23 protein-coding genes and 1 tRNA gene are annotated in these 26,545 nt (G+C 67.5%); 14 read left to right on the top strand and 10 right to left on the bottom strand.

All coding sequences use genetic code 11. The annotated features are described in order from the left end of the window. The first annotated feature begins 18 nt into the window (after window positions 1–18). Window positions 19–2,190, top strand: a complete 2,172-nt coding sequence (gene uvrB / locus EV580_RS00350; RefSeq protein WP_133689183.1) for an excinuclease ABC subunit UvrB — start codon at window positions 19–21, stop codon at window positions 2,188–2,190. A 1-nt stretch (window position 2,191) separates the two neighbouring features. On the opposite strand, the gene EV580_RS00345 is transcribed toward uvrB, so the two are convergent. Further along, complete coding sequence (locus EV580_RS00345; RefSeq protein WP_133689182.1) at window positions 2,192–3,235, bottom strand: alpha/beta hydrolase family protein; 1,044 nt, start codon at window positions 3,233–3,235, stop codon at window positions 2,192–2,194. 60 nt (window positions 3,236–3,295) lie between these two features. Here EV580_RS00345 and EV580_RS00340 point away from each other — a divergent pair, with 60 nt between their 5' ends. Next, entirely contained in the window at window positions 3,296–4,690 is a 1,395-nt protein-coding gene (locus EV580_RS00340; protein WP_133689181.1) for an MFS transporter, read from the top strand. Window positions 4,691–4,695: 5 nt separating this feature from the next. Here the strand turns inward: EV580_RS00340 and EV580_RS00335 are convergent, their stop codons facing one another. After that, entirely contained in the window at window positions 4,696–5,400 is a 705-nt protein-coding gene (locus EV580_RS00335) for an MgtC/SapB family protein (RefSeq protein WP_133689180.1), read from the bottom strand. A 93-nt stretch (window positions 5,401–5,493) separates the two neighbouring features. On the opposite strand from EV580_RS00335, the gene EV580_RS00330 reads away from it, so the two are divergent. The 3 genes from EV580_RS00330 (at window position 5,494) to EV580_RS00320 (ending at window position 9,070) form a co-directional block, all read left to right on the top strand. Continuing rightward, a tRNA-Cys gene (locus EV580_RS00330) sits at window positions 5,494–5,564 on the top strand. Between the two features lie 29 nt (window positions 5,565–5,593). Then, a complete protein-coding gene (locus tag EV580_RS00325) occupies window positions 5,594–5,764 on the top strand; it encodes a hypothetical protein (protein ID WP_133689179.1) in 171 nt (56 codons plus the stop codon). A gap of 144 nt (window positions 5,765–5,908) precedes the next feature. Continuing rightward, window positions 5,909–9,070 carry a hypothetical protein gene (locus tag EV580_RS00320; protein ID WP_133689178.1) on the top strand — a complete coding sequence of 1,054 codons (3,162 nt, stop codon included), beginning with the start codon at window positions 5,909–5,911 and terminating at the stop codon, window positions 9,068–9,070. On the opposite strand, the gene EV580_RS00315 is transcribed toward EV580_RS00320, so the two are convergent. After that, window positions 9,067–9,924, bottom strand: a complete 858-nt coding sequence (locus EV580_RS00315) for an alpha/beta fold hydrolase (protein WP_133689177.1) — start codon at window positions 9,922–9,924, stop codon at window positions 9,067–9,069. The two genes, EV580_RS00320 and EV580_RS00315, sit on opposite strands and share 4 nt — an antisense overlap. Window positions 9,925–10,224: 300 nt before the next feature. Here EV580_RS00315 and EV580_RS00310 point away from each other — a divergent pair, with 300 nt between their 5' ends. Beyond that, window positions 10,225–10,671, top strand: coding sequence for a universal stress protein (locus EV580_RS00310; RefSeq protein WP_133689176.1), 447 nt, complete (start codon window positions 10,225–10,227; stop codon window positions 10,669–10,671). Further along, the gene (locus tag EV580_RS00305) at window positions 10,668–11,678 is read left to right on the top strand and encodes a magnesium transporter CorA family protein (protein WP_133689175.1); all 1,011 of its coding nucleotides are present in this window, start codon (window positions 10,668–10,670) and stop codon (window positions 11,676–11,678) included. The genes EV580_RS00310 and EV580_RS00305 overlap by 4 nt, the downstream gene beginning before the upstream one ends. 86 nt (window positions 11,679–11,764) lie before the next feature. Here EV580_RS00305 and EV580_RS00300 read toward each other — a convergent pair whose 3' ends face one another. Continuing rightward, entirely contained in the window at window positions 11,765–12,112 is a 348-nt protein-coding gene (locus tag EV580_RS00300) for an Imm63 family immunity protein (protein ID WP_133690956.1), read from the bottom strand. A 273-nt stretch (window positions 12,113–12,385) separates the two neighbouring features. Beyond that, window positions 12,386–13,063 carry an MBL fold metallo-hydrolase gene (locus EV580_RS00295; protein ID WP_133689174.1) on the bottom strand — a complete coding sequence of 226 codons (678 nt, stop codon included), beginning with the start codon at window positions 13,061–13,063 and terminating at the stop codon, window positions 12,386–12,388. Window positions 13,064–13,148: 85 nt separating this feature from the next. Between EV580_RS00295 and uvrA the strand changes: the two genes are divergently transcribed. After that, window positions 13,149–16,055, top strand: a complete 2,907-nt coding sequence (gene uvrA / locus EV580_RS00290) for an excinuclease ABC subunit UvrA (protein WP_133689173.1) — start codon at window positions 13,149–13,151, stop codon at window positions 16,053–16,055. On the opposite strand, the gene EV580_RS00285 is transcribed toward uvrA, so the two are convergent. From EV580_RS00285 to EV580_RS00265, 5 genes are all read right to left on the bottom strand, one after another. Continuing rightward, window positions 16,052–16,783: an SDR family oxidoreductase gene (locus EV580_RS00285; RefSeq protein ID WP_133689172.1), complete on the bottom strand. Its 732-nt coding sequence runs from the start codon at window positions 16,781–16,783 to the stop codon at window positions 16,052–16,054. The two genes, uvrA and EV580_RS00285, sit on opposite strands and share 4 nt — an antisense overlap. Beyond that, window positions 16,780–17,013, bottom strand: a complete 234-nt coding sequence (locus EV580_RS00280) for a hypothetical protein (RefSeq protein WP_133689171.1) — start codon at window positions 17,011–17,013, stop codon at window positions 16,780–16,782. The genes EV580_RS00285 and EV580_RS00280 overlap by 4 nt, the downstream gene beginning before the upstream one ends. A gap of 5 nt (window positions 17,014–17,018) precedes the next feature. Continuing rightward, complete coding sequence (locus EV580_RS00275; RefSeq protein ID WP_133689170.1) at window positions 17,019–18,356, bottom strand: alpha/beta hydrolase; 1,338 nt, start codon at window positions 18,354–18,356, stop codon at window positions 17,019–17,021. 86 nt (window positions 18,357–18,442) lie between these two features. After that, window positions 18,443–21,736: a bifunctional lysylphosphatidylglycerol synthetase/lysine--tRNA ligase LysX gene (gene lysX / locus EV580_RS00270; RefSeq protein WP_133689169.1), complete on the bottom strand. Its 3,294-nt coding sequence runs from the start codon at window positions 21,734–21,736 to the stop codon at window positions 18,443–18,445. 45 nt (window positions 21,737–21,781) lie between these two features. Continuing rightward, window positions 21,782–22,117: a DUF1844 domain-containing protein gene (locus EV580_RS00265; RefSeq protein WP_133689168.1), complete on the bottom strand. Its 336-nt coding sequence runs from the start codon at window positions 22,115–22,117 to the stop codon at window positions 21,782–21,784. Window positions 22,118–22,402: 285 nt separating this feature from the next. Between EV580_RS00265 and infC the strand changes: the two genes are divergently transcribed. The 6 genes from infC to EV580_RS00235 all read left to right on the top strand — a co-directional run bounded on the left by infC (window position 22,403) and on the right by EV580_RS00235 (window position 26,519). Beyond that, window positions 22,403–23,005 carry a translation initiation factor IF-3 gene (gene infC, locus EV580_RS00260; protein WP_133689167.1) on the top strand — a complete coding sequence of 201 codons (603 nt, stop codon included), beginning with the start codon at window positions 22,403–22,405 and terminating at the stop codon, window positions 23,003–23,005. Window positions 23,006–23,017: 12 nt separating this feature from the next. After that, window positions 23,018–23,212, top strand: a complete 195-nt coding sequence (gene rpmI / locus EV580_RS00255) for a 50S ribosomal protein L35 (RefSeq protein WP_133689166.1) — start codon at window positions 23,018–23,020, stop codon at window positions 23,210–23,212. A 49-nt stretch (window positions 23,213–23,261) separates the two neighbouring features. Next, window positions 23,262–23,651 carry a 50S ribosomal protein L20 gene (rplT, locus tag EV580_RS00250; protein ID WP_005149096.1) on the top strand — a complete coding sequence of 130 codons (390 nt, stop codon included), beginning with the start codon at window positions 23,262–23,264 and terminating at the stop codon, window positions 23,649–23,651. 29 nt (window positions 23,652–23,680) lie between these two features. Next, window positions 23,681–24,427: a TrmH family RNA methyltransferase gene (locus tag EV580_RS00245; protein ID WP_133689165.1), complete on the top strand. Its 747-nt coding sequence runs from the start codon at window positions 23,681–23,683 to the stop codon at window positions 24,425–24,427. A gap of 97 nt (window positions 24,428–24,524) precedes the next feature. After that, window positions 24,525–26,129, top strand: a complete 1,605-nt coding sequence (locus EV580_RS00240; protein ID WP_133689164.1) for a GMC family oxidoreductase — start codon at window positions 24,525–24,527, stop codon at window positions 26,127–26,129. Window positions 26,130–26,192: 63 nt separating this feature from the next. Further along, entirely contained in the window at window positions 26,193–26,519 is a 327-nt protein-coding gene (locus EV580_RS00235) for a hypothetical protein (RefSeq protein ID WP_133689163.1), read from the top strand. Window positions 26,520–26,545: the final 26 nt, after the last annotated feature.

The following is a 26,545-nucleotide window of genomic DNA, read 5'->3' as shown; positions in this document are numbered from 1 at the left end:
GGCGCTTAACCTGATCTCATGGCATTCGCTACTGAACATCCGGTGCTCGCTCACTCGGAGTACAGGCCTGCCGCCGATGCCGTCAACGGCCTGGTGCGCACTGGCGCTGAGTTCGAGGTGGTCAGCGAGTACGAGCCCGCGGGCGACCAGCCGGCCGCGATCGCCGAGCTGGAACGCCGGATCCGGGCCGGCGAGCGCGACGTGGTGCTTCTCGGTGCGACCGGCACCGGTAAGTCGGCGACCACCGCCTGGCTCATCGAGAAGCTGCAACGGCCCACCCTGGTGATGGCCCCGAACAAGACGCTGGCCGCCCAGCTCGCCAATGAACTACGAGAGATGTTGCCGCACAACGCGGTTGAATATTTCGTCTCGTACTACGACTACTACCAGCCCGAGGCGTACATCGCCCAGACCGACACCTATATCGAGAAGGACAGCTCGATCAACGACGACGTGGAGCGGTTGCGTCACTCGGCCACGTCGTCGCTGTTGTCCCGGCGCGATGTCGTGGTGGTGGCGTCGGTGTCCTGCATCTACGGCCTGGGCACCCCGCAGTCCTACCTGGACCGGTCGGTCGAACTCGAGGTCGGCACCGAAGTGCCGCGCGACGGTCTGCTGCGGCTGCTGGTCGACGTGCAGTACACCCGCAACGACATGTCGTTCACCCGTGGCTCGTTCCGGGTGCGCGGCGACACCGTCGAGATCATCCCGTCCTACGAGGAGCTGGCGGTTCGCATCGAGTTCTTCGGCGACGAGATCGAGGCGCTGTACTACCTGCACCCGTTGACCGGCGATGTGGTCCGGCAGGTCGACTCGCTGCGGATCTTCCCGGCCACCCACTATGTCGCCGGCCCGGAGCGGATGGCGCACGCGATCTCGACCATCGAGCAGGAACTCGAGGAGCGGCTGGCCGAGCTGGAGAACCAGGGCAAGCTGCTGGAGGCGCAGCGGTTGCGAATGCGCACCAACTACGACATCGAGATGATGCGCCAGGTCGGGTTCTGCTCCGGCATCGAGAACTACTCGCGCCACATCGACGCCCGCGCCGCAGGCTCGGCGCCGGCGACGCTGCTGGACTACTTCCCCGAGGACTTCCTGCTGGTCATCGACGAGTCGCACGTCACAGTCCCGCAGATCGGCGGCATGTACGAGGGCGACATGTCGCGGAAGCGGAACCTGGTCGAATACGGCTTCCGGCTGCCGTCAGCGGTCGACAACCGGCCGCTGACCTGGGAGGAGTTCGCCGACCGGATCGGGCAGACGGTGTACCTGTCGGCCACGCCGGGGCCGTTCGAGCTCAGCCAGACCAGCGGCGAGTTCGTCGAACAGGTGATCCGCCCGACCGGTCTGATCGACCCGAAGGTCGTGGTCAAACCGACCAAGGGCCAGATCGACGACCTGATCGGCGAGATCCGGGCCCGCGCCGAGCGCGATGAGCGCGTGCTGGTCACCACGCTGACCAAGAAAATGGCCGAAGACCTGACCGACTATCTGCTGGAGATGGGCATCCGGGTGCGCTACCTGCACTCCGAGGTCGACACCCTGCGCCGGGTGGAGCTGCTGCGGCAGCTGCGGCTGGGGGATTACGACGTGCTGGTCGGCATCAACCTGCTGCGTGAGGGTCTGGACCTTCCCGAGGTGTCGCTGGTGTCGATCCTCGACGCCGACAAAGAGGGCTTCCTACGCTCCACCCGCAGCCTCATCCAGACCATCGGCCGGGCGGCGCGCAACGTCTCCGGCGAAGTGCACATGTACGCCGACAAGCTCACCGACTCGATGAAGGAAGCCATCGACGAGACCGAGCGCCGCCGGGCCAAACAGGTCGCCTACAACGAAGAGCACGGCATCGACCCGCAACCGTTGCGCAAGAAGATCGCCGACATCCTCGATCAGGTGTACCGGGAGGCCGACGACACCGAATCGGTGGAGGTCGGTGGCTCCGGGCGCAATGCGTCACGCGGGCGCCGGGCCCAGGGTGAGCCGGGCCGGGCGGTCAGTGCGGGCATCATCGAGGGCCGGGACACGGCGAGCATGCCGCGCGCCGAATTGGCCGATCTGATCAAGGATTTGACCGCGCAGATGATGGCGGCGGCACGCGACCTTCAGTTCGAGCTGGCCGCGCGGATCCGCGACGAGGTCGCCGATTTGAAGAAGGAACTGCGCGGCATGGATGCCGCGGGCCTGAAATAGGTCAGACGCCGCCCAGGTGGGCGCCGAAGAATGCGATGGCGGCGTCGGATACTTCGCGATGGATGGCGGCGCGGTCGATACCCGGCGCGTCGATGCACGCCTCCGAAAGTGTGTCGCGCCCTTCCTGATCGCATTCGTTGATGTAAATGTCGTGGCCGACGTCGCCGGGGATGACGTTGAGTTGGGCGCCGGGGATGTGGGCCGCTGCGAATCCCGCATTGCTCTCGACCGGTGTCCACGTGTCGTGGGCGCCGACGGTGAGATAGGCGGGCGTCGTCATCTGGCGCAGGCCGTCTTCGTCCATGCCGAAGGCCTTGATGTCGCCGGGCGCCATGGCGAATGCCGCCTTGATCCGGGGATCGGCGACGTTGAGTGCGGGAGCCGGGTCGAGCGGCATCTGTTCACGCAGATCGGCGGGCACCGACAGGTTGTTCTTCCAGTGCTGTTGAAACGCCAGGAAGCGGTCGGCGTCCACCCGGGCTCCGCCGATCCACAGGGAGGTGAACCCGCCCTGCGAGTGGCCGGCGACACCGATGCGGTTGGCGTCGATCAGGGGGCTCCAGAACGGGTCGGCGAGCAGGAAGTCTGCGGTCAGGGAGAGGTCGAGCGGGCGCTGCCACAACTTGTTGGCGAGGTAGACGATCGAGGCGTCATAGGTGTTGGCGCGGTAGTGGTTGAGCGCAGCGACGATGAACCCGCGGCTGGCCAACTTCTGGGCAAACCACGCGTAGAACAGACCGTTGCTTGCCCTCCCGTGGGAGAACAGGATCAGCGGCCGGCGCTTGCCGTCGACCGCTGGCGCCAAGTCGGGGTAGAAGCTCAGGTTGGTGAACATTGGCATCGGAAAGGGTTTGGCCCCTTCGGGTGCGGGCTGCGCGGGGTAGAAGATGTTCAGCGCGAGGTGGCGCTCACCGAACTCGAGCTGTCTCAGACCGACCGGGTAGGTGACGGGCGCGCCGTGAGCTTGGCGGTCGTCGGCACATCCCGTGCTTGTGGCGGCGACGAGCAGGACGACTAATGCGATACGGGCCAGGAACCGCTGCACAGGGCAAAACGTAGCAGTCAATTTGATCTCAATGGCGGTTGAGGTCCTACCCTCACACGAGTGAACACCGCGAGCGCCACCGGTACCTGGCGTGAGTTATTGGGCCCGAAGAACCTTGGAGCCGTCGCGGTGCTGGCCGGTGGCGTGGCGATCTATGCCATCAACGAATTCATCACGATCAGCCTGCTGCCGAGCGCGGTCGCCGATATCGGCGGTGAGCGGCTCTACGCGTGGGTGACGACGGTGTATCTGGTGGCGTCGGTGATCGCGGCGACGACGGTTGGTCCGGTGCTGACCCGATTCGGGCCGCGGACGGCGTACCTCGGAGCGTTGCTGTCCTTCGCCGCCGGAAGTGCACTCTGCACGCTGGCGCCGACGATGCCGCTGCTGTTGGTCGGCCGGGTCGTGCAGGGCCTCGCGGGCGGCGTGCTCGCGGGCTTGGGCTACGCGGTGATCAGTGCCGCGCTGCCGGACAGACTGTGGACCCGGGCGTCGGCCGTGGTGTCGGCGATGTGGGGGATCGGCACACTGGTCGGTCCCGCGACCGGCGGGTTGTTCGCCCAATTCGGTTTCTGGCGTGGCGGATTCGGGCTGCTCGCGATTCTGGCGGTGGCGATGAGTCTGCTGGTTCCGCTGGCCCTACCCGCCCGTGCGCCAGCGGATCCGGACGCGGCTGGACCCCGGATCCCGGTGCGGTCGTTGCTGTTGCTGGGGATGGCAGCGCTGGCGGTCAGTGTCGCCGCGATCCCGCACAGTGCGCTGGCCATCGCGGGCCTGCTCGCTGTCGGGGTGGTGCTGGTCGTGATATTTGTCGTGGTCGACCGCCGGGCATCGGCTGCGGTGTTGCCGCGCAAGGCTTTTACGCCAGGCCCGTTGAAGTGGATCTATCTGACGCTGGGCCTGCTGATGGCCGCCACGATGGTGGACATGTACGTCCCGCTGTTCGGGCAGCGGCTCGGGGCCCTGGTTCCAGTGGTGGCGGGCTTCCTCGGTGCGGCGCTGTCGGTGGGCTGGACCGTCGGTGAGATCGCGAGCGCATCGATCACCAATGTCCGTGCCACGATGCGGGTGGTGGCGATCGCCCCGGTGGTGATGGCAGTGGGGCTGGCGTTGGTGGCGTTCACTCAAACCGATTCGGCCTCAACCAAAATCGTGGTTCTGTGGGCGGTCGGACTGGTCATCACCGGTGCGGGCATCGGAATGGCTTGGCCGCATCTGTCGGCGTGGGCGATGGGCGCGATCGTCGACGACCCGGCACAGCAGGCGGTGGCCGCTGCCGCGATCAACACCGTCCAGCTGATGTGTGGGGCGTTCGGCGCCGGACTGGCCGGGGTGGTGGTGAACCTGCGGGCCGCTCCCGATGCGTCGGCGAGCACGATGCTGTTCGGTGCGTTCGCGGTCCTGGCGGCCATCGGTACCGTGGCGTCGTATCGCTCGGGCCGCGGTCAGGTGTAGCAGATCTATTCGTCTTTCTCCTCGATCCGGCGCACACCGGTGACGCCGGGCACGCCCGCGACTGTGGCGGGCGCGTGCTGGATCTTGGCGCCCGACAATGTGAGCAGGACACCGCCGTCGGGGTCGCTGCTGAGCTCGGAGAGGCTCCACTGGTGTTTGTCGCACGTCGCGAGGATGTGACTGAGAATGCCGCGGTCGGATTCGTAGGTGATCCGCAGCCGCACCGAGCCGGCCAGGCGCGCGGTGAGGCGCCTGCTCAGTGGATTGAACGCCAGAATGATCACGAAGTGCAGGACCGTGACGATGATCGCGAGCTTGACCAGGCCTGCCGCGGCGGCCATGCCGATGGCCGCGCATTCCCAGATCGCGGCGGCGGTGGTCAGACCGTGTACCGCACCTTGGCGGGTGATGATCAGGCCGGCGCCGAGAAAGCCGATGCCGGAGACGATCTGGGCGGCGACACGCGACGGGTCGACCTCCACGGTGCCCGCGGAGAGCACGTCGAAGAAGCCGTACTTGCTGACGATCAGGATCAGGGCCGACGCGGTGCCCACGATTGCCTGGGTGCGCAGTCCGGCACTCTTGCCGTGGATTTCGCGTTCCAGGCCGATCAGGGCGGTCAGGACGAACGCGATCAGCAGTTCGAGGATCTGCCGCGTGCCCTGTCCGGGTCCGCCGAGCAGCGGGGGATCGGCCAACCAGGTCTGCATGTGGCCACGGTATGCGCCCCAGTCAGCAATCACGCTGAGCCAAACGCTGGGCGCGTCGTCGACACGCTGGTTAAGTCACTGCTTGTCTGACACGCGGGTGTGGCTGAGTGGCTAGGCACCGGCCTGCAAAGCCGTTCACACGGGTTCGAATCCCGTCACTCGCTCCGATCTTGAATCTGTACCGTGGCTTGCCGTGGCCAAGGCGCGAGACTTCTCCGGCGTGAAGCCGAAGAAGAAGTGTTGCCGCAGCAAGCCACGGTGCAAGCGCTGCCCCCTGGTGCTCAACAAGGTCCACAAGGCCGAATTGCTGGGTATCAGCGGTAAAGACCTGGACAAGGTGTTCAAGCGCGCCCGGAAATCCTGACTGTTTGCGCAGTGAAATTGTCGCCGGTGTAACCGCATCAGCACTGGTTCGCAACAGTTCGATAACCGCCAGAATGGTCCCGCGGTTCCCCTACTTACACGTCTGTAGTTTGCCCTTCAGGCCTCTCACAGAAACGGGGAAATGATGTCTCGGACCAGCTCTCGCGTGGCGGCGGTCACCGCCATGGCGACTGCAGGGTTTTTCTGGGCAGCTCCGCTGCTCAGTCCCCGTGCGGTAGCCGACATCGGCACCCCGGGCGTTCCGTGCATGGGCATCCTCCACCAGGGCCTGACGTCGCCGCCTGACCTGTCCCAGGGCATCCCCGGCACGTCGAACAACATCTTCACCAACAACCCACCCACCGCCGGTGGCCCGATTCCGCCCGCCACAGTGCCGGGCAGCATCCGGGTGCCACCGGCGAGCGTCCCCGGCTCGCCGGGAGCGCCAGGTACCGGCGGGGTGACCGTCCCGCCGGCGTCTGTCCCTGGCGCTCCCGGTACCACCGTGACTCGTAACATCCCGACGCCGCCCGCAGCCGTTCCCGGTACTCCGCCCGGTGTCGGTGGCGGCGGTATCCCGACGCCGCCCGCCGGTGTCCCCGGTACGCCGCCCGGTGGTGGTGGCGGTGGCATTCCGACTCCGCCCGCCGGTGTTCCCGGTACGCCGCCCGGTGGTGGTGGCGGTGGCATTCCGACTCCGCCCGCCGGCGTTCCCGGTACGCCGCCCGGTGGTGGCGGTGGTGGTATCCCGACTCCGCCCGGCGGCGTTCCCGCCGCTCCGATCAACGACGCCGCCGGCGTGCCTGTCGGAGCTGCCGGTGGCCCCGGCGCGCCGGTAGGTGGCGCACCCGGTGCTCTGCCCGGCGGTGGCGAGGGCGGCGCTCCGGTCGCTCAGGCCGCGGCCGGTCTGCCCGGTGGTGGCGGTGCGGGCGCAGGCTCGGGCGGCGGAGCCGGTGCTCCGGTGGCCGACGCGGCGGGCGCCCTGCCTGCTGCCGGCGGTGACGCGGGTGCGCCGATCTCCGACGCCAGCGGTCTGGTTCCGCCTCCGGCAGCCGCTGTGCCGGCCGCGCCGCTGGCCGACGCCTCCGGCCTGACGCCTGCTCCGCCGGCTGCCGCTCCTCCCGCCGGAGTCCCCGGCGGGGGTGCGCTTCCTCCCGGCCCGCCCGCCGCAGTGCCCCCCGGCGGAATCCCCGGTGGCGGTGGCTTCCCGGGCACCCCGCCCGCCGAGGTGCCTCCCGGCGGACTGCCCGGTGGTGGCGGCTTCCCGGGCACTCCTCCCGCCGGGGTTCCCGGCGGCGAGATCCCCGGTGGCGGCGGTGTGCCCGGCACCCCTCCTGCGGCCGTGCCCGGTGGCAACGTCCCCGAAACCGTTGTGACTCCGCCGGTTCCGCCGGCCGCCGTGCCCGGTGGCGAGATCCCCGGCGGTGGCGGCACTCCGCCGGTTCCGCCGGCCGCCGTGCCCGGTGCCGAGGTGCCCACACAGATCGTCACCCCGCCGGCCGAGGTGCCCGGCGGGCCCGGTGGTGGCAACAACCTGTCGCTGAACACGCCAGGACTTCCGCCAAATGCTGTGCCCGGCAACGTGATCAACGATTCGTCGGGAACCCTTCCCCCTCCCGGCGCATCGATCCCGGGCGTGCCGACCCCCGGCGGCATGCTCAACGTTCCCGGCACCCCGTCGGTGACTCTGCCGGGTATCCCCAGCGCGGCCTCCACCCCGGGCATCGTCACGCCGCCCGCAGCGGTGCCCGGTGGCCCCGGAGTGCCGGTGAACGTGAACGTGCCCGGCACGCCCGCGGCGCTGCCGCCCACGCCGGGCACGCCCGGTATGGAGATCCCGCCGACGCCCCCGACGGTGATTCCCGGTACGCCGGGAACCCCTGGTGTCGAGGAACTTTCGACGCCGCCGGCGGCCGTCCCCGGCACGCCCGGTGAGGGCACTGGCGGCGGAGTTCCGACCCCGCCGGCCGCAGTCCCCGGCACGCCGGGTGGCAACGTCGTCGAGACCGGATCGACTCCGCCTGCCGGCATCCCCGGCACCCCCGGTGAAGTCGGTGGCGGTGGTGTGCCGACGCCTCCGGGTGCGGTTCCGGGTACGCCGGGTGAAGTTGGCGGCGGTGGTGTGCCGACGCCTCCGGGTGCGGTTCCGGGTACGCCCGGTGAAGTCGGTGGCGGTGGCGTGCCCACGCCTCCGGGTGGTGTGCCCGGCGTCCCGGTCGGTGAGGGCGGTGGCGTGCCCGGTGCGGGTGGCGTCCCGGCCGCTCCGCTGACCGACAATGCCGGAGCGGTTCCGGCCGCGCCGATCACTGACAACGCCGGAGCTGTTCCGGCCGCGCCGATCACCGACAACGCCGGAGCTGCCGGCGCGCCTGCCGCCGCGTTGTCCGACAGTGCTGGCGCCGCGGGCGCGGGCGTGCCGGGTGCGGCAACGGGTGCCGCCGGTGGCGCAGTCGGTGCGCCGGTCGCCGACGCCTCTGGCGTGATCGCACCGTCGGCAGGTGTTCCCGCGGAAGCGATCGCCTCGGCCGCCGCCGGTCTGCCGGCCGATGCCGCTGCGGCAGTGCCCGCCGCAGGTCTCGGCGGTGGTGGCGCGGGCATTCCCACGCCGCCGGCTGCAGTGCCTCCCGGCCTGGTGCCGGGTGGCGGTGGTGTCCCCGGTACTCCGCCGGCTGCGGTGCCTCCTGGCTTGGTGCCCGGTGGTGGTGGCGTGCCCGGTACTCCGCCGGCTGCGGTGCCTCCTGGCTTGGTGCCCGGTGGTGGTGGCGTGCCCGGTACTCCGCCGGCCGCGGTTCCCGGAACTCCGTTCACCAACAATGTCGTGACTCCCGGCACGCCGCCCGCCGCGGTCCCCGGTGGTCCCGGTGGTGGTGGCGGCGCCGGTCTGCCGACTCCGCCCGCCGCGACGCCGGGGATCCCCGGCAACAACCGCGGGGCCACCCCGCCGACCCCGCCGACTGTGCTTCCGGGTGGGCCGGGCTCCTACATTGGCCCGCAGCCGGGCGGTCTGGGCAGCCTGATCCCGTCGGCGCCGATCTCCGACGCGGCCGGCACCCTGCCGACCCCGCCGGCCCAGCTGTTCGGGACCATGGCGCAGGGTGTGGCCACGCTGCTCACGCCGCCGCAGATCACGATCCCCGGCATCCCGGGCTTCGGTATCCCGCTGCCGTCGACGATTTCGACACCGCGCGACCTGCTGTGCATGGGTACCGGGTGGTCGGCGCACAAGTCGGGCACCGAATCCGGGGCACCGGCGGGCGCCATCCTTGGCACCGAGTTGCCGCCCGCGAACCGCTGGTTCGGCGACTAAGCCAGCCGGGCGAAGATGTCGGGGTAGTACAGGTGGGCGAGAAAGTGGCCGCCTGGCCGCTCCTGGAGCGTCGCACCGGGAATGCGGCGCGCCAGCTCGCGCGGCCAGGCGATGTTCACCAGCTCGTCCTGCTGGCCGCCCCAGACGTCGACGGGAACGGTGATCTGTTCGGGGGCGAAACCCCACGGCCGCATCCAGGCCCGGTAGTCCTCGACGACGCCACTCGGGCGGCGTAACGCCTCGGCGGACATCCGTGCAAACTCATCGCCCTCGCCGCGGACCACGGCGGCATCGGCGGAGCCCAGTTGGCCGGCGGCGAACCGACCGTAGAGCCCGGGTGCGGTCCGGGAGGTCAGGGCCATCGCCGCAAAACACGGCTTCACCAGCCACGGGGCACGCTGAGATAGCCGGGTATAGATCCGGTCGAAGGCGGGCAGCTGGGCGAAGACGCCGGGCTCGGTGAGCGGCAGCGCGCCGGCGATGATCGCGACCCGTTTGACCCGCTCGGGCAGCGCCCACGCGAGTGCGGCCGCGTACTGGCCGCCCATCGACCAGCCCATCGCTGAAAAGTGCTCTACGCCAAGCTGATCCAGCATGCCGGCGACATCGCGGGTCCAGTCCAGGATCGTGCGTCCCGGCTGCGGATCGGAATCGCCGATTCCTGGCCGGTCCGGCGAGAGCAACCGGATTCCAGCGGCGCGGGCCGCATTGTCGGCCGCCGCCACGTCGAGGCGGCAGGCCAGGCCACCGTGGGCGTTGACGACGACGGCGCCGTCAGCCGCTCCGTATTGCGCGTAGGACACCGATCGCCCGTCACTCAGGCGCAGGGTGAGCTTTTCGCCAGGTCCGAGCATCCGATTCGCTTCCTGTTCAGCCGGATCGTAGCCCCGCGGTGAATTCGGCAGGTTTTGAATTCAGGGCATTGGACATCATTGATGTGTGGTAGCCCCGACAATCACGAATCCGGTGCGATCTGGATTTACAACTGCGGGCGGTGTCAGCCACCTCACGGAACTGTCGGCAGCGCTATTTTCCCCGGTAGAGTGGCCTCGCGCGGCGCGCCCGAATTGCCGCGTGGCGTGAATCGCATCCTTGCGTCGTGCTGAGGCGTTAATGTTCCAGACGGCGTTGAAATTGGAGACTGGAGGGTACGAATGGGCGGTTACAAGACCGTGGTCGTCGGCACGGACGGCTCGGATTCCTCGCTGCGTGCGGTCGATCGGGCGGGCTATCTCGCCTCCGAACCTGGTTCCAAGGTCATCGTGGCGACCGCTTACTTCCCGGCCTCCGAGGACACCCGTGCGGCCGACCTGCTGAAGGACGAGGGCTACAAGATGGCGGGCAACGCCCCCATCTACGCGATCCTGCGCGAGGCACGTGATCGCGCCAAGGAAGCCGGCGCCGCCGAGGTCGAAGAGCGCGCTGTCGTTGGAGCTCCCGTCGACGCCCTGGTGGATTTGGCCGAAGAGGTCGGCGCCGATCTGCTGATCGTCGGCAACGTCGGTTTGAGCACGATCGCAGGCCGCCTGCTGGGCTCGGTGCCGGCCAACGTGGCGCGCCGGTCGAAGACTGACGTGCTGATCGTCCACACCACCGGGTGACCCACTGCCGGACCCGTCTGTGGGTCGATGGCGAACTGAAGTCGGAGGATTTCCCCCTCCACGATGTGTCCGACCACCTGTCCGAGGACGGGGCCTTGGTGTGGGTCGACATGTGCAACCCGGACCACGATGTGTTGTGCCAGCTGGCCGACGAACTCGGCTTCGATCAGCACGCCGTCGAAGACACCGTTGCCCATGCCGAACGCACCAAGGCCACCCGGTATGCGTCGCACACGTTTCTCACGGTGTATGCCACCGCGCTCGCGCCGCCCTTGCCCAACGACCTCGAGTCGCGGCTGCTCCTGACCCGGGTGTCGATCTTCGTGCTGCCCGCGGGGATTGTCACGGTGCGGCACGAAATCGACCCGCAGAAGCCAGTTTTCGATATGGACGAGGTGGTTCGCCGGTGGGATGAGAACGCCGACCTGTTGAAGATGGGCCCGCCGGCGCTACTGCACGGCCTGCTCGACGTGATCGTCGACGGCCAGTTCGACACCATTCAGCAGCTCGACGACGCGATCGAATCGCTCGAGGACGGATTGTTCGACGACCGGGCGGTGACCCGCACGATCCAGCGCTCGACGTACCGGCTGCGCAAGGAGCTCGTCGAGCTGCGCCGCGTCGTGCTGCCGATGCGCGAGGTAATCAACACGATCATGCGCCGTCGCGCCGAACGCTCTGACACCGTCGAACTCGACAGCTGGTATTCGGATCTCTACGACCATGTCATCCGGGCGGCGGAGTGGACGGAGTCGTTGCGCGACATGATCACAACGGTGTTCGAGACGAATCTGTCACTGCAGGACGCCCGGCTGAACACGATCATGAAGAAGCTCACGGGGTGGGCGGCCATCATTGCCGTACCGACCGCGGTGACCGGTTGGTACGGCCAGAACGTGCCCTATCCCGGATTTCAGGACGCCGCCGGGTTTGTATCCAGTGCGGTGGTCATCGTGTTGCTGTCGGCTCTGCTTTATGTCGTGTTCAAACGGAAAGGCTGGCTCTGAGCTCGCTACACGTGTAGCGCGGTGAACGGTGCGAAGGGCAGATTACGTACGACGAACCAGTGTGTTTCGGTTTTCGAAACGTCAACTCACAACGCTTCGCCGATGTCGGGAAGCAGCGAAATACCCTCTGGTTGAGGCTCATTGGGATGGTGTTGCCGGAACATGGCAGCCGTTTCGCGCACGTTGCGCTTGGCCCATTCGGGGTTGAAGCGGCGAAGGACGTCGTATTCGAACTGGAATGCCTGTGCACGGTCACCCACATACTTGTGTGCCAGGCTCCCGACCTCACCTTGGCAGAACCAGTACAGAACGTCGTCGAGATTGCCCCGCCGATCGAATCCGAGCTTTCCGCGCTCGTAGAAGGTGTAGTGGTACCAGCCGTCGTCGCCGACGAAGATATTGCGACCGTCGTTCGTCAACAAGCCGACGGGCACAGTGCGAACGTCGAGTCGATCTGCGAGCCGGTCGATTTCGGCCTGCAGCTCAGTAGATTTGGCGTCCAACGGTTACCTCGCTCAGCTCGCCGGGCTACGACCAACGTCCCATCAAGAAGACGGCCGCGCCAGTCACTTGCCGAGTTCAGAATGCCGGAGCTGAGATGCGCGTGCGGCGTCCCCAACCGACCGGGAACCGTCAGCACAGCCCCGCCCAAGCCGAGGGAGCCGGCGACGACGGTGAGTCGTGAGGCAAAAGGGTGTACAAGCTAGTCACCAGCCGCGTTCACGCCATTCGTCGAGATGCGGGCGCTCGGCTCCGAGGTTCGTGTCATCCCCGTGCCCGGGATAGACGACGGTGTCGTCGCCGAACACGCCGAACAGCCGGCTGTCCACATCGCCGAGCAGCTGCTCGAATGCGCCGGGCTCCCACGTTTTGCCGACCCCGCCCGGGAACAGGCAGTCCCCCGTGAACAGGTGCGTCTCGGTCCGCTCGGCAGTAGGCCGCAGTGCCAACGCCACCGATCCGGGCGTGTGACCTCGCAGATGGATCACGTCGAAGACCAAGTCGCCGACGGTGATGGTGTCACCACCGGCCAGGAAGCGGTCCGGCTTGACCGACAGCGGCTCGGCGTCGAGCTGATGGGCGGCGGTCGGAACCCCGGTCGCCTCGGCCAGCGCCTCCAGCGCCTGCCAATGGTCGAAATGCTGGTGGCTGGTCACGATCAGGGTTAGCTCGGGCCCGTGCTCGCGGACCAGGTCGACGAGCAGTTCCGGATCGTTGGCGGCGTCGATCAATAAACTCTCGCCGGTCCGGGAACACGTCACGAGGTAGGTGTTGTTGTCCATCGGGCCTACCGACATTTTGATGATGCTGGCCCCGGGCAGCGTCCGGCGGGCGGCGGCCTGCGGTTCGACGTGTCCGGTGTAGGTGTCGTCGACGACTGTCATGGTCGCCACGTTACTTGTCGGTGGGTCGACATAGCATGGGGGCTCGGCATCGTCATGCCCATAAACCTGCAGGAAGGGGGCGCTGGTGGCTGACCGTCTGGTGGTCAAGGGCGCGCGCGAACACAACTTGCGCAGCATCGACTTGGACCTGCCCCGCGACAGTCTGATCGTCTTCACGGGGCTGTCCGGATCGGGCAAGTCCTCGCTGGCGTTCGACACGATTTTCGCCGAGGGCCAGCGCCGCTATGTCGAGTCGCTCTCGGCCTACGCCCGCCAGTTCCTCGGTCAGATGGACAAGCCGGACGTCGACTTCATCGAGGGCCTCTCGCCGGCGGTGTCGATCGACCAGAAGTCCACCAACCGCAACCCGCGCTCGACCGTGGGCACGATCACCGAGGTCTACGACTACCTGCGGCTGCTCTACGCCCGTGCCGGCACCCCGCACTGCCCGGTCTGTGGCGAGAAGATCGCCCGGCAGACTCCGCAGCAGATCGTCGACCAGGTGCTGGCGATGGACGAGGGCCTGCGGTTCCAGGTGCTGGCTCCCGTCGTGCGCACCCGCAAGGGCGAGTTCGTCGACCTCTTCGACAAGCTCAACAGCCAGGGCTACAGCCGCGTCCGAGTCGACGGGGTGGTGCATTCGCTCACCGACCCGCCCAAGCTGAAGAAGCAGGAGAAGCACGACATCGAGGTCGTGGTCGACCGGCTCACGGTCAAGACCAGCGCCAAGCAGCGGCTCACCGATTCGGTCGAAACCGCGCTGAACCTGGCCGACGGCATCGTGGTGCTGGAATTCGTCGACCGCGAGGACGACCACCCGCACCGAGAACAGCGGTTCTCCGAGAAGCTGGCCTGCCCCAACGGCCATCCGCTGGCCGTCGACGATCTCGAGCCACGGTCGTTCTCGTTCAACTCGCCCTACGGCGCCTGCCCGGAATGCAGTGGCCTGGGCATCCGCAAGGAGGTCGACCCCGACCTTGTCGTCCCCGATCCGGATATGACGCTGGCCGAGGGCGCCGTCGCGCCGTGGGCGATGGGCCACACCGCCGAATACTTCACCCGGATGATGGCGGGACTCGGCGAGTCGATGGGTTTCGACGTCGACACCCCGTGGCGCAAGCTTCCGGCCAAGGCGCGCAAGGCAATTCTGGAAGGCTGCGACGAGCAGGTCCACGTCCGCTACAAGAACCGCTACGGCCGGACCCGCTCGTACTACGCCGAATTCGAAGGCGTGATGGCCTTCCTGCACCGGCGCATGGAACAGACCGAGTCCGAGCAGATGAAGGAACGCTACGACGGGTTCATGCGCGACGTGCCGTGCCCGGAGTGCAACGGCACCCGATTGAAGCCGGAAATCCTGGCCGTCACGCTGGCGGCGGGCAAGCACGGCGCGAAGTCGATCGCCGAGGTGTCCGAGCTGTCCATCGCCGACTGCTCGGTCTTCCTCAACGACCTGACGCTAGGCACCCGCGAGTCGGCGATCGCCGGGCAGGTACTGAAGGAAGTGCAGTCCCGGCTCGGCTTCCTGCTGGACGTGGGCCTGGACTATCTGTCGCTGTCCCGCGCAGCGGGCACGCTGTCCGGTGGTGAGGCGCAGCGCATCCGGCTGGCCACCCAGATCGGGTCGGGTCTGGTCGGTGTGCTCTATGTGCTCGACGAGCCGTCGATCGGCCTGCATCAGCGTGACAATCGTCGGCTCATCGAAACCCTTACGCGGCTAAGGGATTTGGGCAACACCCTGATCGTCGTGGAGCACGACGAGGACACGATCGCGCATTCGGACTGGGTGGTCGACATCGGTCCGGCGGCCGGCGAGCACGGCGGCCAGGTGGTGCACAGCGGCCCGTACGCCGATCTGCTGCGCAATCCGAACTCCATCACCGGCGCCTACCTGTCGGGCAAGCAGAGCATCGACGTGCCGGACATCCGCCGCCCGATCGACCGGCGCAAGCAGCTCACGGTGATCGGCGCGCGGGAGCACAACCTGCGCGACATCGACGTCGCGTTCCCGCTCGGGGTGCTGACCTCGGTGACCGGCGTCTCGGGCTCGGGCAAGTCCACGCTCGTCAACGACATCTTGGCTTCAGTACTGGCCAACAAGCTCAACGGCGCCCGCCAGGTGCCGGGCCGGCACACCCGGATCAACGGCCTCGAACACGTCGACAAGCTGGTGCGGGTCGACCAGTCGCCGATCGGCCGCACGCCGCGCTCCAACCCGGCCACCTACACCGGGGTGTTCGACAAGATCCGCACACTGTTCGCCGCGACCACCGAGGCCAAGGTCCGCGGCTATCAGCCCGGCCGGTTCTCGTTCAACGTCAAAGGTGGCCGCTGCGAAGCATGTTCAGGTGACGGCACCATCAAGATCGAGATGAACTTCCTGCCCGACGTGTATGTGCCGTGCGAGGTGTGCCACGGCGCCCGCTACAACCGCGAGACCCTCGAGGTGCACTACAAGGGCAAGACCATCTCCGAGGTGCTCGACCTCTCCATCGAGGACGCCGCCGAGTTCTTCGAGCCGATCAGCTCGATCCACCGCTATCTGCGCACACTCGTCGACGTCGGATTGGGCTATGTGCGCCTGGGCCAGCCGGCGCCGACGCTCTCCGGTGGCGAGGCCCAGCGCGTCAAGCTGGCCGCCGAACTGCAGAAGCGCTCGACCGGTCGCACCGTGTACATCCTCGACGAGCCGACCACGGGCCTGCATTTCGAGGACATCCGCAAGCTCCTCAAGGTCATCAATGGCCTTGTGGACAAGGGCAATTCGGTGATCGTCATCGAACACAACCTGGACGTCATCAAGACCTCGGACTGGATCGTCGACATGGGTCCCGAGGGCGGTTCGGGCGGCGGAACCGTTGTCGCGCAGGGCACCCCGGAGGATGTGGCCGCGGAGACCCAGAGCTATACCGGCAAGTTCCTCTCCGATGTGCTGACCGCACCGGCGCCCAAGAAGGCCACCAAGACGACCCGGCGGCGCAAGGTCAGCTAGCTCTGGACCGTCGGGCGGATGGTGATGTCGCCGATCTCGACATCGCGTGGCTGTTCGATCGCGAATGCGACCGCGCGAGCGACCGCGTCGGGTGGCATGCCGAAGCTGTCCATGGCGGCGCGGGCGGCACGACGGGCCTCGGGATCCTCGATCGACGAGTCCAGTTCGGTGTTCACGTAGCCCGGTGAGATGGACGTCGTGCGTATGACGCCATCGGTGGATTCCTGCCGTAGGGCCTCCAGCAAGGTGCGCACGGCGTTCTTCGTGGCGGCGTAGACGCCCATGTTCGGCACGATCTTGATGCCGGCGGTCGACACCACGGTGACGAAATCGCCGTGGCCCTGTTCGCGGAAGACGGGCAGTGCGGCGGCGATGCCGTGCAGCACGCCCCGCAGATTCACGTCGATCATCGCCGACCAGCCGTCGACGTCGAGATCGCTCGTCGGGCCGATGCGGCTGATCCCGGCGTTGCCCACGAACACATCCAGGCGCCCGTACTCCCGCACACCAGCCTCGACCAGTCGCTCGACGTCGGCGCGCTGGGTGACGTCGGTGACGACGGTCAGCGCCGTCCCGCCCGCGGCACGGATCTCGTCAGCCAATTCCTGCAGTCGATCCTCCCGACGCGCACCCAGGACTACGGTCGCGCCCCGCTCAGCCAACAGCCGTGCCGTCGCGGCACCGATGCCGCTGCTCGCGCCCGTGATCGCGACGACCGGCCCGGTCAGGGCTGATCCGGCTTCTGCATGGACGCGCGGATCTCTTCCAACCGTTCGGCCGCGGCCTTCTGCCGGGCCTCGTACTGCTCCTCGACGGTGCGGCCCTCAGGCGTTTCCGCGGCCAATTCGGCTGAGCCGAGCGCGGTTCCGAACCGCGTCTCGATCTTCTCCTGCACCGATTCGAACGTAGGCACCCCGGAGTCGTCGTAGCCGGGATCCGGTATGGGTTGGTCGGGCATAGCCCTCACCGTACTCCCGGCGGCCTCCCGGCGGCGGCGATCGTGATGTGGCTCGGCGGCGGGGCCGGTGGGCCGGGCAGGGGCACCGCCGGGGCGCCGGGAGTCTCGATCTGGCCGGCCAGCCACGGGAGCGCGGATGCGAAGGCACGTGCCGCGAACGGCCAGTCATGCTTACCCGGCTCGGCGACCACCGCACAGTTGATGCCGTTGGCGCTGCCGACTCCGCACAGAGTGTTCGCGGCGGCAGTCTGGCCGCCCGGGCCTTGATTGCCCGAGATCGCAAACCATCCCGAAACACCCTGATAAGAACCGTGTTTGGTCATGATGGTTGCGGGATCGAAGCTCGCGTAGGCCGCCGCGTTTCCACCGAACAGTCGGGTGATCGTCTGAGCCTTGGTGCCCGAGTTCGGGGCGTCATCGCCGGCGATGTCCTCGAACGTGCTGAACATGTCGGGATGCATGGTGATGAGGTCGACCGCGCAGGTACCGCCCATGGACCAGCCGACCACACCCCACTTCGCCCGGTCGGCGCTGACACCGAAGTTCGAGACCATGAACGGCACAACGTCTTTGGTCAGATGATCGGCGGAGTTGCCGCGCGGTCCGTTGACGCATTCGGTGTCGTTGTTGAACGCGCCGCCGGAGTCGACGAACACGAACACCGGAGCGTTGCCGTGGTGGGCCGCGGCGAAATCGTCGATCGTCTTGATCGCGTTGCCCGCCCGCAGCCAGTCGGCGGGGTTGTTGAATTCGCCGCCGACCATCATGACCGTTGGCAGCTTCGGCGGTGGATTGGTGGCGTAATACGCCGGGGGTAGGTACACCAGCTCCTCGCGATGCGCGAAATGGGATGCGTCCGAGGGGATCGTCACCGGTACGACTGTGCCTTTGGCCGGGATGGCGTGCTGCACCACCATCTGGGTGACGGTCGCGCGGTCGGTCTGATCGGGCAGCGGGCCCGCGGTCAGCTGATTCCACGCGGTCCCGACGGTGGGGAAGTAGCCCACCCACAGGTTGAGCATCAGCGCCGCCGCCAACGCGCACAGCGGGATCGCCAGCACTGACATGCCGCGCCGCCACCAGCGCGCACCGCGCCAGCCCACGATCGCCACCAGGGCCGCCACCGTGGTCACCGCAATCCACACCCACAGCTGATGCGGTGCCGGATCGCCCGTCAGCCCGTCGTCGGAGATGGCCCACTGGGCGTACCACGCGGCCGCGATGCCCACGACGGCCGCCAGCGGCAGCCACACCAGCCGCCAGCGGCGCGTCCGCCAGCCGATAGCCAACACCAGGACCAGCCCGGCCAGGATCTGCACAGTCAGCGGCAACCATCCGTGCATCAACGAAATGTGTTGGTGATCGGCCGGTGTCACGCAACCATGGTGACCAAGCTTCCTTGGCGGTCGCTGTGAGCCGATCGCACCAGCTAACGCGGTTTGGCGAGGGGGAAGGGCAGGGTTTCGCGGATGCTGTGCCCGGTGATCAGCATGACCACGCGGTCCACGCCAACTCCCAGACCGCCGGTCGGCGGCATCGCGTACTCCATCGCCTGCAGGAAATCTTCGTCCAGTTCCATCGCCTCGGGATCGCCGCCCGCAGCCAGTAGCGACTGCTCCTCCAGCCGGCGTCGCTGCTCGACGGGGTCGGTCAGCTCGCTGTACGCGGTGCCCAGCTCGACACCCCACGCCACCAGGTCCCAGCGCTCGGCGACACCGGGCTTGCTGCGGTGCGGACGGGTCAGCGGCGACACCGACGTCGGGAAGTCGGTGTAGAACGTCGGCGCCTCGGTCTGGTCCTCCACCAGCCGCTCGTAGAGTTCCAGCACCACCGCGCCGGGATCCCAGTGCGTCAGATATGGGACCTTCGCGCTGTGGCACAGGCGGCGCAGCGCGGTCAGATCGGTCTCGGCGTCGACCTGTTCGCCCAGGGCCTCAGACACCGCGTCGTGCACGGTCTTGACCGTCCATGTTCCGGAGATGTCCACCGGTTCGAGCTGGTCGGGGGCGCCGTCACGGGGCCGCATCACCACAGCGGAGCCGTTGGCGGCGATCGCCGCGTTCTGGATCAGCTCGCGGCATCCGTCGATCCACACCCGGTAATCGGCATGAGCCTGGTACGCCTCGAGCAGGGTGAATTCCGGGTTGTGGCTGAAGTCCACGCCCTCGTTGCGAAATGCCCTGCCCAACTCGAAGACTCGCTCGACACCACCGACACACAATCGTTTGAGATAGAGCTCGGGCGCGATCCGCAGGTACAAGTCGAGATCATAGGCGTTGATGTGGGTCTTGAACGGGCGGGCGTTGGCGCCGCCGTGGATCTGCTGAAGAATCGGCGTCTCGACTTCGAGAAATCCCTTGGTGAACAGCGTTTCCCGGATCGAGTGCAAGACATTGCTGCGGGCGCGGATGAGCTCGCGAGCTTCGGGGTTGATGGCGAGGTCGACGTAGCGGGCCCGAACCCTGGCCTCGGGATCCTGCAGGCCTTTCCACTTGTCGGGCAAGGGGCGCAAGCACTTTCCGAGCATGCGCCACTGCTCGACGATCACCGAGCGGGTGCCGTTCTTGCTGTGGCCCATGTGTCCGGTCGCCTCGACCAGGTCGCCGAGGTCGACGGAGGCGAAGTCCTCGGTAGCACCGTCGAGCGTGGCCTTGTCCAGCAGCAGCTGGACGTCGCCGGACCAGTCCCGCAGCTGGGCGAACACCACACCGCCGTAGTCGCGGGCGCGCAGAATCCGGCCGGCCACGCTGAGGGTGAGGGCGTCATCGGCGACCAGCGCCTGCGCGACCGTGTGGGTAGGTGGTTGGCCCACCGGATAGGCGTCGATACCGTTGCCCTGCAACGCTTTCAGCTTGGCCATCCGGACGCGTACCTGATCGGGCAGGCGCTGGCCGCGGCTGGTCTTCTCGTCTTCGGGCTCGACGGGATCGGGTGCGCTGCCGTCGGCGTGCAGGCGTCCCGTGGCGGCGAGGTCTTCAGGAACAGCCGAGTAGTGGCCGGTGTGCTGCTTGCCGCGCCGGGAGAACGGCAACACCAGGAAGCCCTCGGCAATGACGGAGGCGACGCCCACCCGGGGGATCAGCCGGGCGTCTTCGTAGCAGGCGTACCGCGGTACCCACTGCGGCTGGTATTTCATGTTGGAGCGGTAGAGGGTTTCCAGCTGCCACCACTTCGAGAAGAACACCAGCATGGCGCGCCACAACCGGGCCACCGGCCCCGCGCCGAGCTGGGCGCCTTGCTCGAAGGCGGCCCGGAACATCGCGAAGTTCAGCGAAATACGGCTGACACCAATGTCTTCGGCGTTCTGCAGAAGCTCGGTCACCATCAGCTCGATGGTCCCGTTGGGGGACTTCGGCGAGCGCCGCATCAGATCCAGCGAGAGTCCGTTGTTGCCCCACGGCACCAGCGACAGCATCGCGACGACCTCGTCGCCGTCGCCCTGGACGGCCTCCACCAGCAGACAGTCGCCGTCGGCGCTGTCACCGAGCCGGCCCAATGCCATCGAGAAGCCGCGTTCGGTCTCGGTGTCACGCCAGGCATCGGCCCGCGCGATCACCGCGGCCATCTCGTCGGAGGAGAAGTCCCGATGCCGGCGCATCCGCACGGTCAGCCCGGCGCGACGGGCGCGAGTGACGGCCTGGCGGACGGCCCGCATATCGGGGCCGGACAGGTGGAACTGATCGGGGTAAAGGATCGCCTCGTCGCCGAGCTGCAGCGCGTTGAGGCCCGCTTCGCGATACGCCTGGGCGCCAGTCGAACTGGCACCCATCACACCCGGCGCCCAGCCGTATTCCTGGCACAGCGACAGCCACGCCGAGATCGCCTGTTGCCAGGCCCGCGGGTCGCCGATGGGGTCACCGCTGGCAAGGCACACACCGACCTCGACGCGGTAGGTGACGGCGGCGCGGGCATTGGCCGCGAAGACGACGGACTTGTCCCGGCGGGTGGCGAAGTACCCCAGCGAATCGTTCTTGCCGTAGGCCAGGAGCAGCCCGCGGATTGCGGACTCGTCCTCGCCGGTCAGCGCGTTCTCGGCGCGCTGGGATTGGAACAGCACGATCGCGGCCACCATCAGCGCCAGCGCGCCGAGCAGGCCGAGCAGGGCATTGATGAACGTGTGCGGATGACCCTCGAAGGATTCCGCGCCGGCCCCGGCGAACGCGCTGACGCGGTTCAGCGCGTACCAGAAGCGGTCTTCACGGGCCAGCGTGCCGGGGAAGAATTCGAGGACGGCCCAGCCGATCAGGGTGCCGACGGCCATGCCTGCGACCAGGGCGGCGGCGGCCTTGAGCAGAGCACCCCGGCGGACCCTGGCCCAGAACTGGTTGTAGGCCAGAACCAGAGCACCGGCCGCGGCGATATGGAAGACCAGGCCGATGACCTCACCGGCGTCCACGGCAGCAGACTCGTCGCCGCTGAGCAGGTCGGTGATGTTCCAGACCGACGCGGCCACCATGTAGAAGACGAGAATCCACCAGGCGATGCGCTTGCGGGCGGCCAGCGCGGCGGCCAGCAGAACCAGCACGAACGCCCAGGCGAAGCTGGTGTCCGGGAAGTTGAAAAGGTAGCTGTTGATGAACTCCCGCGGCATCCGGATGAGGTGCCGGATGATCGTGGACACGCTCGACGCCAGCGACAGTGTCGCGATGACGCCGATGATCCAACCGGCCGCGGCGGGCACCCAGCGGAACCGGGAAGTTGGCCGACTCGTAGTGACGGTCATAGGCCGCGAGGATATTCCCTCGGCATGCGAAATGTCTGTGGTGCGCTACCAGACAGGGCCAGTATATTTTTCGCCCGGCCCGGTGCCGGGTTCCTCGGGTGCCGCACTGGCTTCCCGGAACGCCAACTGGAGACTCTTCAGTCCGTCGCGGACCGGGCCCGCGTGCGGGCCGAGATACTCCGCCGAGGCGGTCACCAGGCCGGCTAGCGCGGTGATCAGGCGGCGCGCTTCGTCGAGGTCACGATGTTCGCTGGCGTCGGGGTCGGGGGAGGACAACCCGATCTTCTCGGCGGCGGCGCTCATCAGCATGACAGCCGCGCGGGTGATCACCTCCACGGCGGGAATGTCGGCCAGGTCGCGGATGTTAATGGGATCCGTCATGCCTGCTAGACTGGCATGCACGACCGTCCCGGCGTACGCCAGGGACAGCAAGTGGAGTCCCACTCCCACCGCTCGCCACGGATATTTCCGCAGGTACAGCGGTCCGGTCACGGATACCGTCAGGGTATCTGTTCTGCGGTTTCGCAGGCGGCGCGAGCTGTGACCGGTCGGCATCGGGCCCTGCTTTATGCAGGGCCTTCTCGCTGATGGCGTGGATTCTCCCCAGCTGCTCCCGATGTGTGACACCGCGGTGGTCCGCAGAGGAAACCGAACCAGGGAGGCCCCATCAGCACTGAGACCCGTGTCAACGAGCGCATTCGCGTACCTGAAGTCCGACTGATCGGACCGGGCGGGGAACAGGTAGGCATCGTGCGTATCGAAGACGCTCTCCGCGTCGCCGCGGATGCCGATCTCGATCTTGTCGAAGTAGCCCCGAATGCCAGGCCTCCGGTCTGCAAAATCATGGACTACGGCAAGTACAAGTACGAGACGGCTCTCAAGGAGCGCGAGTCTCGCAAGAACCAGCAGCAGACCGTCGTCAAGGAACAGAAGCTTCGGCCCAAGATCGACGACCACGACTATCAGACCAAGAAGGGTCACGTCATCCGCTTCCTGGAGGCGGGTTCGAAGGTCAAGGTCACGATCATGTTCCGCGGACGCGAGCAGTCGCGGCCCGAACTCGGGTTCCGACTCCTGCAGCGGCTGGGCGCCGACGTCGCCGATTACGGCTTCATCGAGACGTCCGCCAAGCAGGACGGCCGCAACATGACGATGGTGCTGGCACCGCACCGCGGCGCGAAGACTCGCGCCAAGGCGGCGCATGACGCCGACACCCCCGCAGGGCGTCCGGCCGAACCCCAGCCCACCGAAGCACCTGACACCACCTAGAACTGAGGACCAATGCCCAAGGCAAAGACTCACAGCGGCGCCTCCAAGCGGTTCCGCAAGACCGGCACCGGGAAGATCGTGCGGCAGAAGGCGAACCGTCGCCACCTGCTCGAGCACAAGGCCACCAAGCGCACCCGTCGCCTGGACGGTCGCACCGTCGTGGCGGCCAACGACACCAAGCGTGTCAACGCGATGCTGAACGGCTAAGCGCCGTAACCCCTTAACTTTTTGACCGAACGAGAATAGGAACACCGCAATGGCACGCGTGAAGCGCGCACTCAATGCCCAGAAGAAGCGGCGCACAGTACTCAAGGCGTCCAAGGGCTACCGCGGCCAGCGCTCGCGGCTCTACCGCAAAGCCAAAGAGCAGCAGCTGCATTCGCTCACTTACGCATACCGGGACCGTCGTGCCCGCAAGGGTGAGTTCCGCAAGCTGTGGATCTCCCGCATCAACGCGGCGGCCCGCGCCAACGACATCACCTACAACCGGCTGATCCAGGGCCTCAAGGCCGCCGGCATCGAGGTGGACCGCAAGAACCTCGCCGAGATCGCCGTCAGCGACCCGGCCGCGTTCACCGCGCTGGTCGAGGCCGCCAAGGCCGCACTGCCGGAGGATGTCAACGCACCTTCCGGTGAAGCCGCCTGATAACGGCACTCACTGAACGATCCGCCCGGGTGGTGGCTGCAGCAAAACTGCAGCGCCACACCGGGCGTCGTCGTGCTGGGAGGTTTTTGGCCGAGGGGCCCAATCTCGTCGAGGCGGCCCTGCGGCACGGCCTGGCCGTGGAGGTCTACGCCACCGAAGCGGCTTTGGCGCGCTTCACCGATCTGCGCATCGACGTGCCGGTGCACACGATCACCGACCGGGCCGCGAAATCGTTGTCCGACACGGTGACTCCGGTTGGGTTGTACGCGGTGTGCACGCCACCCGACGTCGCCCTCGCCGACGTTCTGGCAGCTAGTCCGCGGCTCGTCCTCGTCGCCGTCGCGACGTCCGAACCGGGCAACGCGGGCACACTGATTCGGATCGCCGACGCAATGGGTGCCGACGCCGTGGTGCTCACCGACGACAGCGTCGATCCGTATAACGGCAAGTGCCTGCGCGCCTCGGCGGGCAGCATCTTCGCACTGCCGGTGCTCGAAGCTCCCGACTCCGCCGCGCTCATCGCTGAGTTGCGGTCGGCGGGGCTGGCGGTGCGCGCCACCACACTGGACGCCGACACGTCCGTGGACGCGGTGGATCTCACTCGTCCGACGGCGTGGTTGTTCGGATCCGAGGCACACGGCCTCGCCGCCGACGTCGCGGCGCTGGCGGATGAGCGTGTCCGGGTGCCGATGTGGGGTAGCGCGGAGAGCCTCAATGTCGCCGCCGCGGCGGCCATCTGCATGTACGAGAGCGCGCGTTCGCTTCGGCGCGACTAATCCCCAGAAGCGGATTGATGAGCCGTGCTATCTTTCTCGGCGATACATCTCGGGCTCCATCTGTAAAGCCCGATTCTTCGACGGAGCCGGGGGAGCGATGTCCCGTTATGACTACATCATTGCCGGCGCCGGTTCTGCGGGATGTGTTCTCGCCAATCGGCTGTCCGAAGATCCGGGCACCACGGTGCTCCTGATCGAGGCGGGGGGACCTGACCGGCATCCGCTCGTCCACGTCCCCAAGGCGTCTGCTGTTCTGCTGGAGGACGAGAAGTACGTCTGGCGCTATGCCACAACACCGTTCGGCCCCAACGGCAAGTCCGAGTTCTGGACCCGCGGAAAGCTTCTCGGTGGCTCCAGCTCGGTCAACGGCATGGTGTACAACCGGGGTCAGCAGGCCGACTACGACGAGTTGGAGCGCCGCGGCAACAAGGGCTGGAACTGGAATCAGATGCTGCCCATCTTCAAGGGGTTCGAGGACAATCAGTTCGGGCCATCCCCGACGCGGGGCGTCGGCGGCCCGCTGCACATCTCGGTGGCGGACGATCTGGACCCGCTGTGCGGCGAGATCGTGGCCGCCGGAGCCGCGAGTGGGTTGCGGGCGGTGCAGGACATCAACGAATCCGACGACGAGCGCATCGGAATCAGCCCGGCGACGATCAAGAACGGACGCCGGGTCAGCGCCGCCGACGCGTTCCTCAAGCCGGCTCGGCAGCGGCCCAACCTGACTGTCGCCACCAACACGATCGTCGACCGGATCATTGTCGAGAACGGCCGCGCCGTCGGCGTGGAGGTTCGTCGCGGCAAAAGCACGGAGGAGCTCCGCGCACGTCGCGAAGTCATCGTCTCGCTGGGCAGTATGGGAAGCCCAAAGTTGTTGCAGCTGTCCGGAATCGGCCCACGCGAGGTGCTGGCCGCCGCGGGCGTGCCCGTGCTGCTGGAACGAGACAATGTGGGCAGGCGAATGCGTGAACATCGCTGTGTGGTGGTGCGGTTCCGGCTCAACGCCGACATGGGGTACAACCGGAAGCTCGCCAGCCGGATGGGGCAGGCGGCGACCGCGGCCCGCTACCTGCTCACCCGCAAGGGGCTGATGGCCACGCCGACGTTCGACGTGCTCGCCTTCGTCAAGACCACGCCCGACCAACCACGGGTGGACGGTCAGCTGCTGCTCGGGCCGTTCACGATCCCGGCCTACAACGAGGGCGAGCCGATGACGATCGAACGCGAGCCGGGACTGTCGGTTCTGGGCTTCGTGCTTCGGCCGACATCAGAGGGCAGCGTCGAGATCACGTCGCGCGACCCCGACGCGTCGCTTCGGCTGGACCCGAACTATCTGACCAGCGACTACGACCGGGCGACCAGCGCCGCGCTGGTGCGCCGGGCCAGGGAGATCTTCGCCGCGTCACCGATCGCCGACCGCATCAGCCACGAGCTCTACCCGGGCGCCGACGTGCGCGGCGACGACGAGCTGGCCGATGCGGCACTCGACGGCGGATACAGCGGCTATCACGCGATCGGCAGCTGCGCGATGGGCCCGAGCGATGACGACATCGTCGACAACGAACTGCGGGTCCGGGGCATCGACGGCCTGCGGGTCGTGGATTGCTCGGCCATGCCCACGATGCTGGCCGGCAATCTGAACGGCCCGGTCATGGCCATGGCGTGGCGCGCGGCCGACTTGATCCTGCAGGGGTGCTCATAGGGTTGGTGCCCGCCTCGTAGCGACAATCCGACCGCTGTCGGTGCGCTGTGCGACGTTGTCGCCATGAATAACTCGCTGATGCTGCGGGGGACCAACCTCCGCTACGTGTTGACCCGATATCTGCAACTCAACGGCCCGACAACGGTTGCCGGTCTCGTCGTCGCGCTCGACGACTGGGGCTTCGCCGTCGCGGGCAGGCCATCGAAGGTGATTTCGGACGCTCTGCGATGGGAGAGAGGCCACGACCGGGTGCGCCGCCGCGAGCGCGGGCGCTACGTCGCGACCATTGGTATCCCGCGCAGGACCGAGCACCGAATCAATCAGCGAGTCGAGGCACTACGAGCGCAGGCTCGCCAGTTGTCGCTCGGAGGCGGGCACCAACCCCCATAGTGGGTGGTGCCCCATCCGAGCCCCGA

It is taken from the genome of Mycobacterium sp. BK086, assembly GCA_004362315.1.
Classification (GTDB): Bacteria; Actinomycetota; Actinomycetes; order Mycobacteriales; family Mycobacteriaceae; genus Mycobacterium.
The sequence above is the reverse complement of the archived record's forward strand: the minus strand, read 5'-3'. Positions and strand labels throughout refer to the sequence as shown.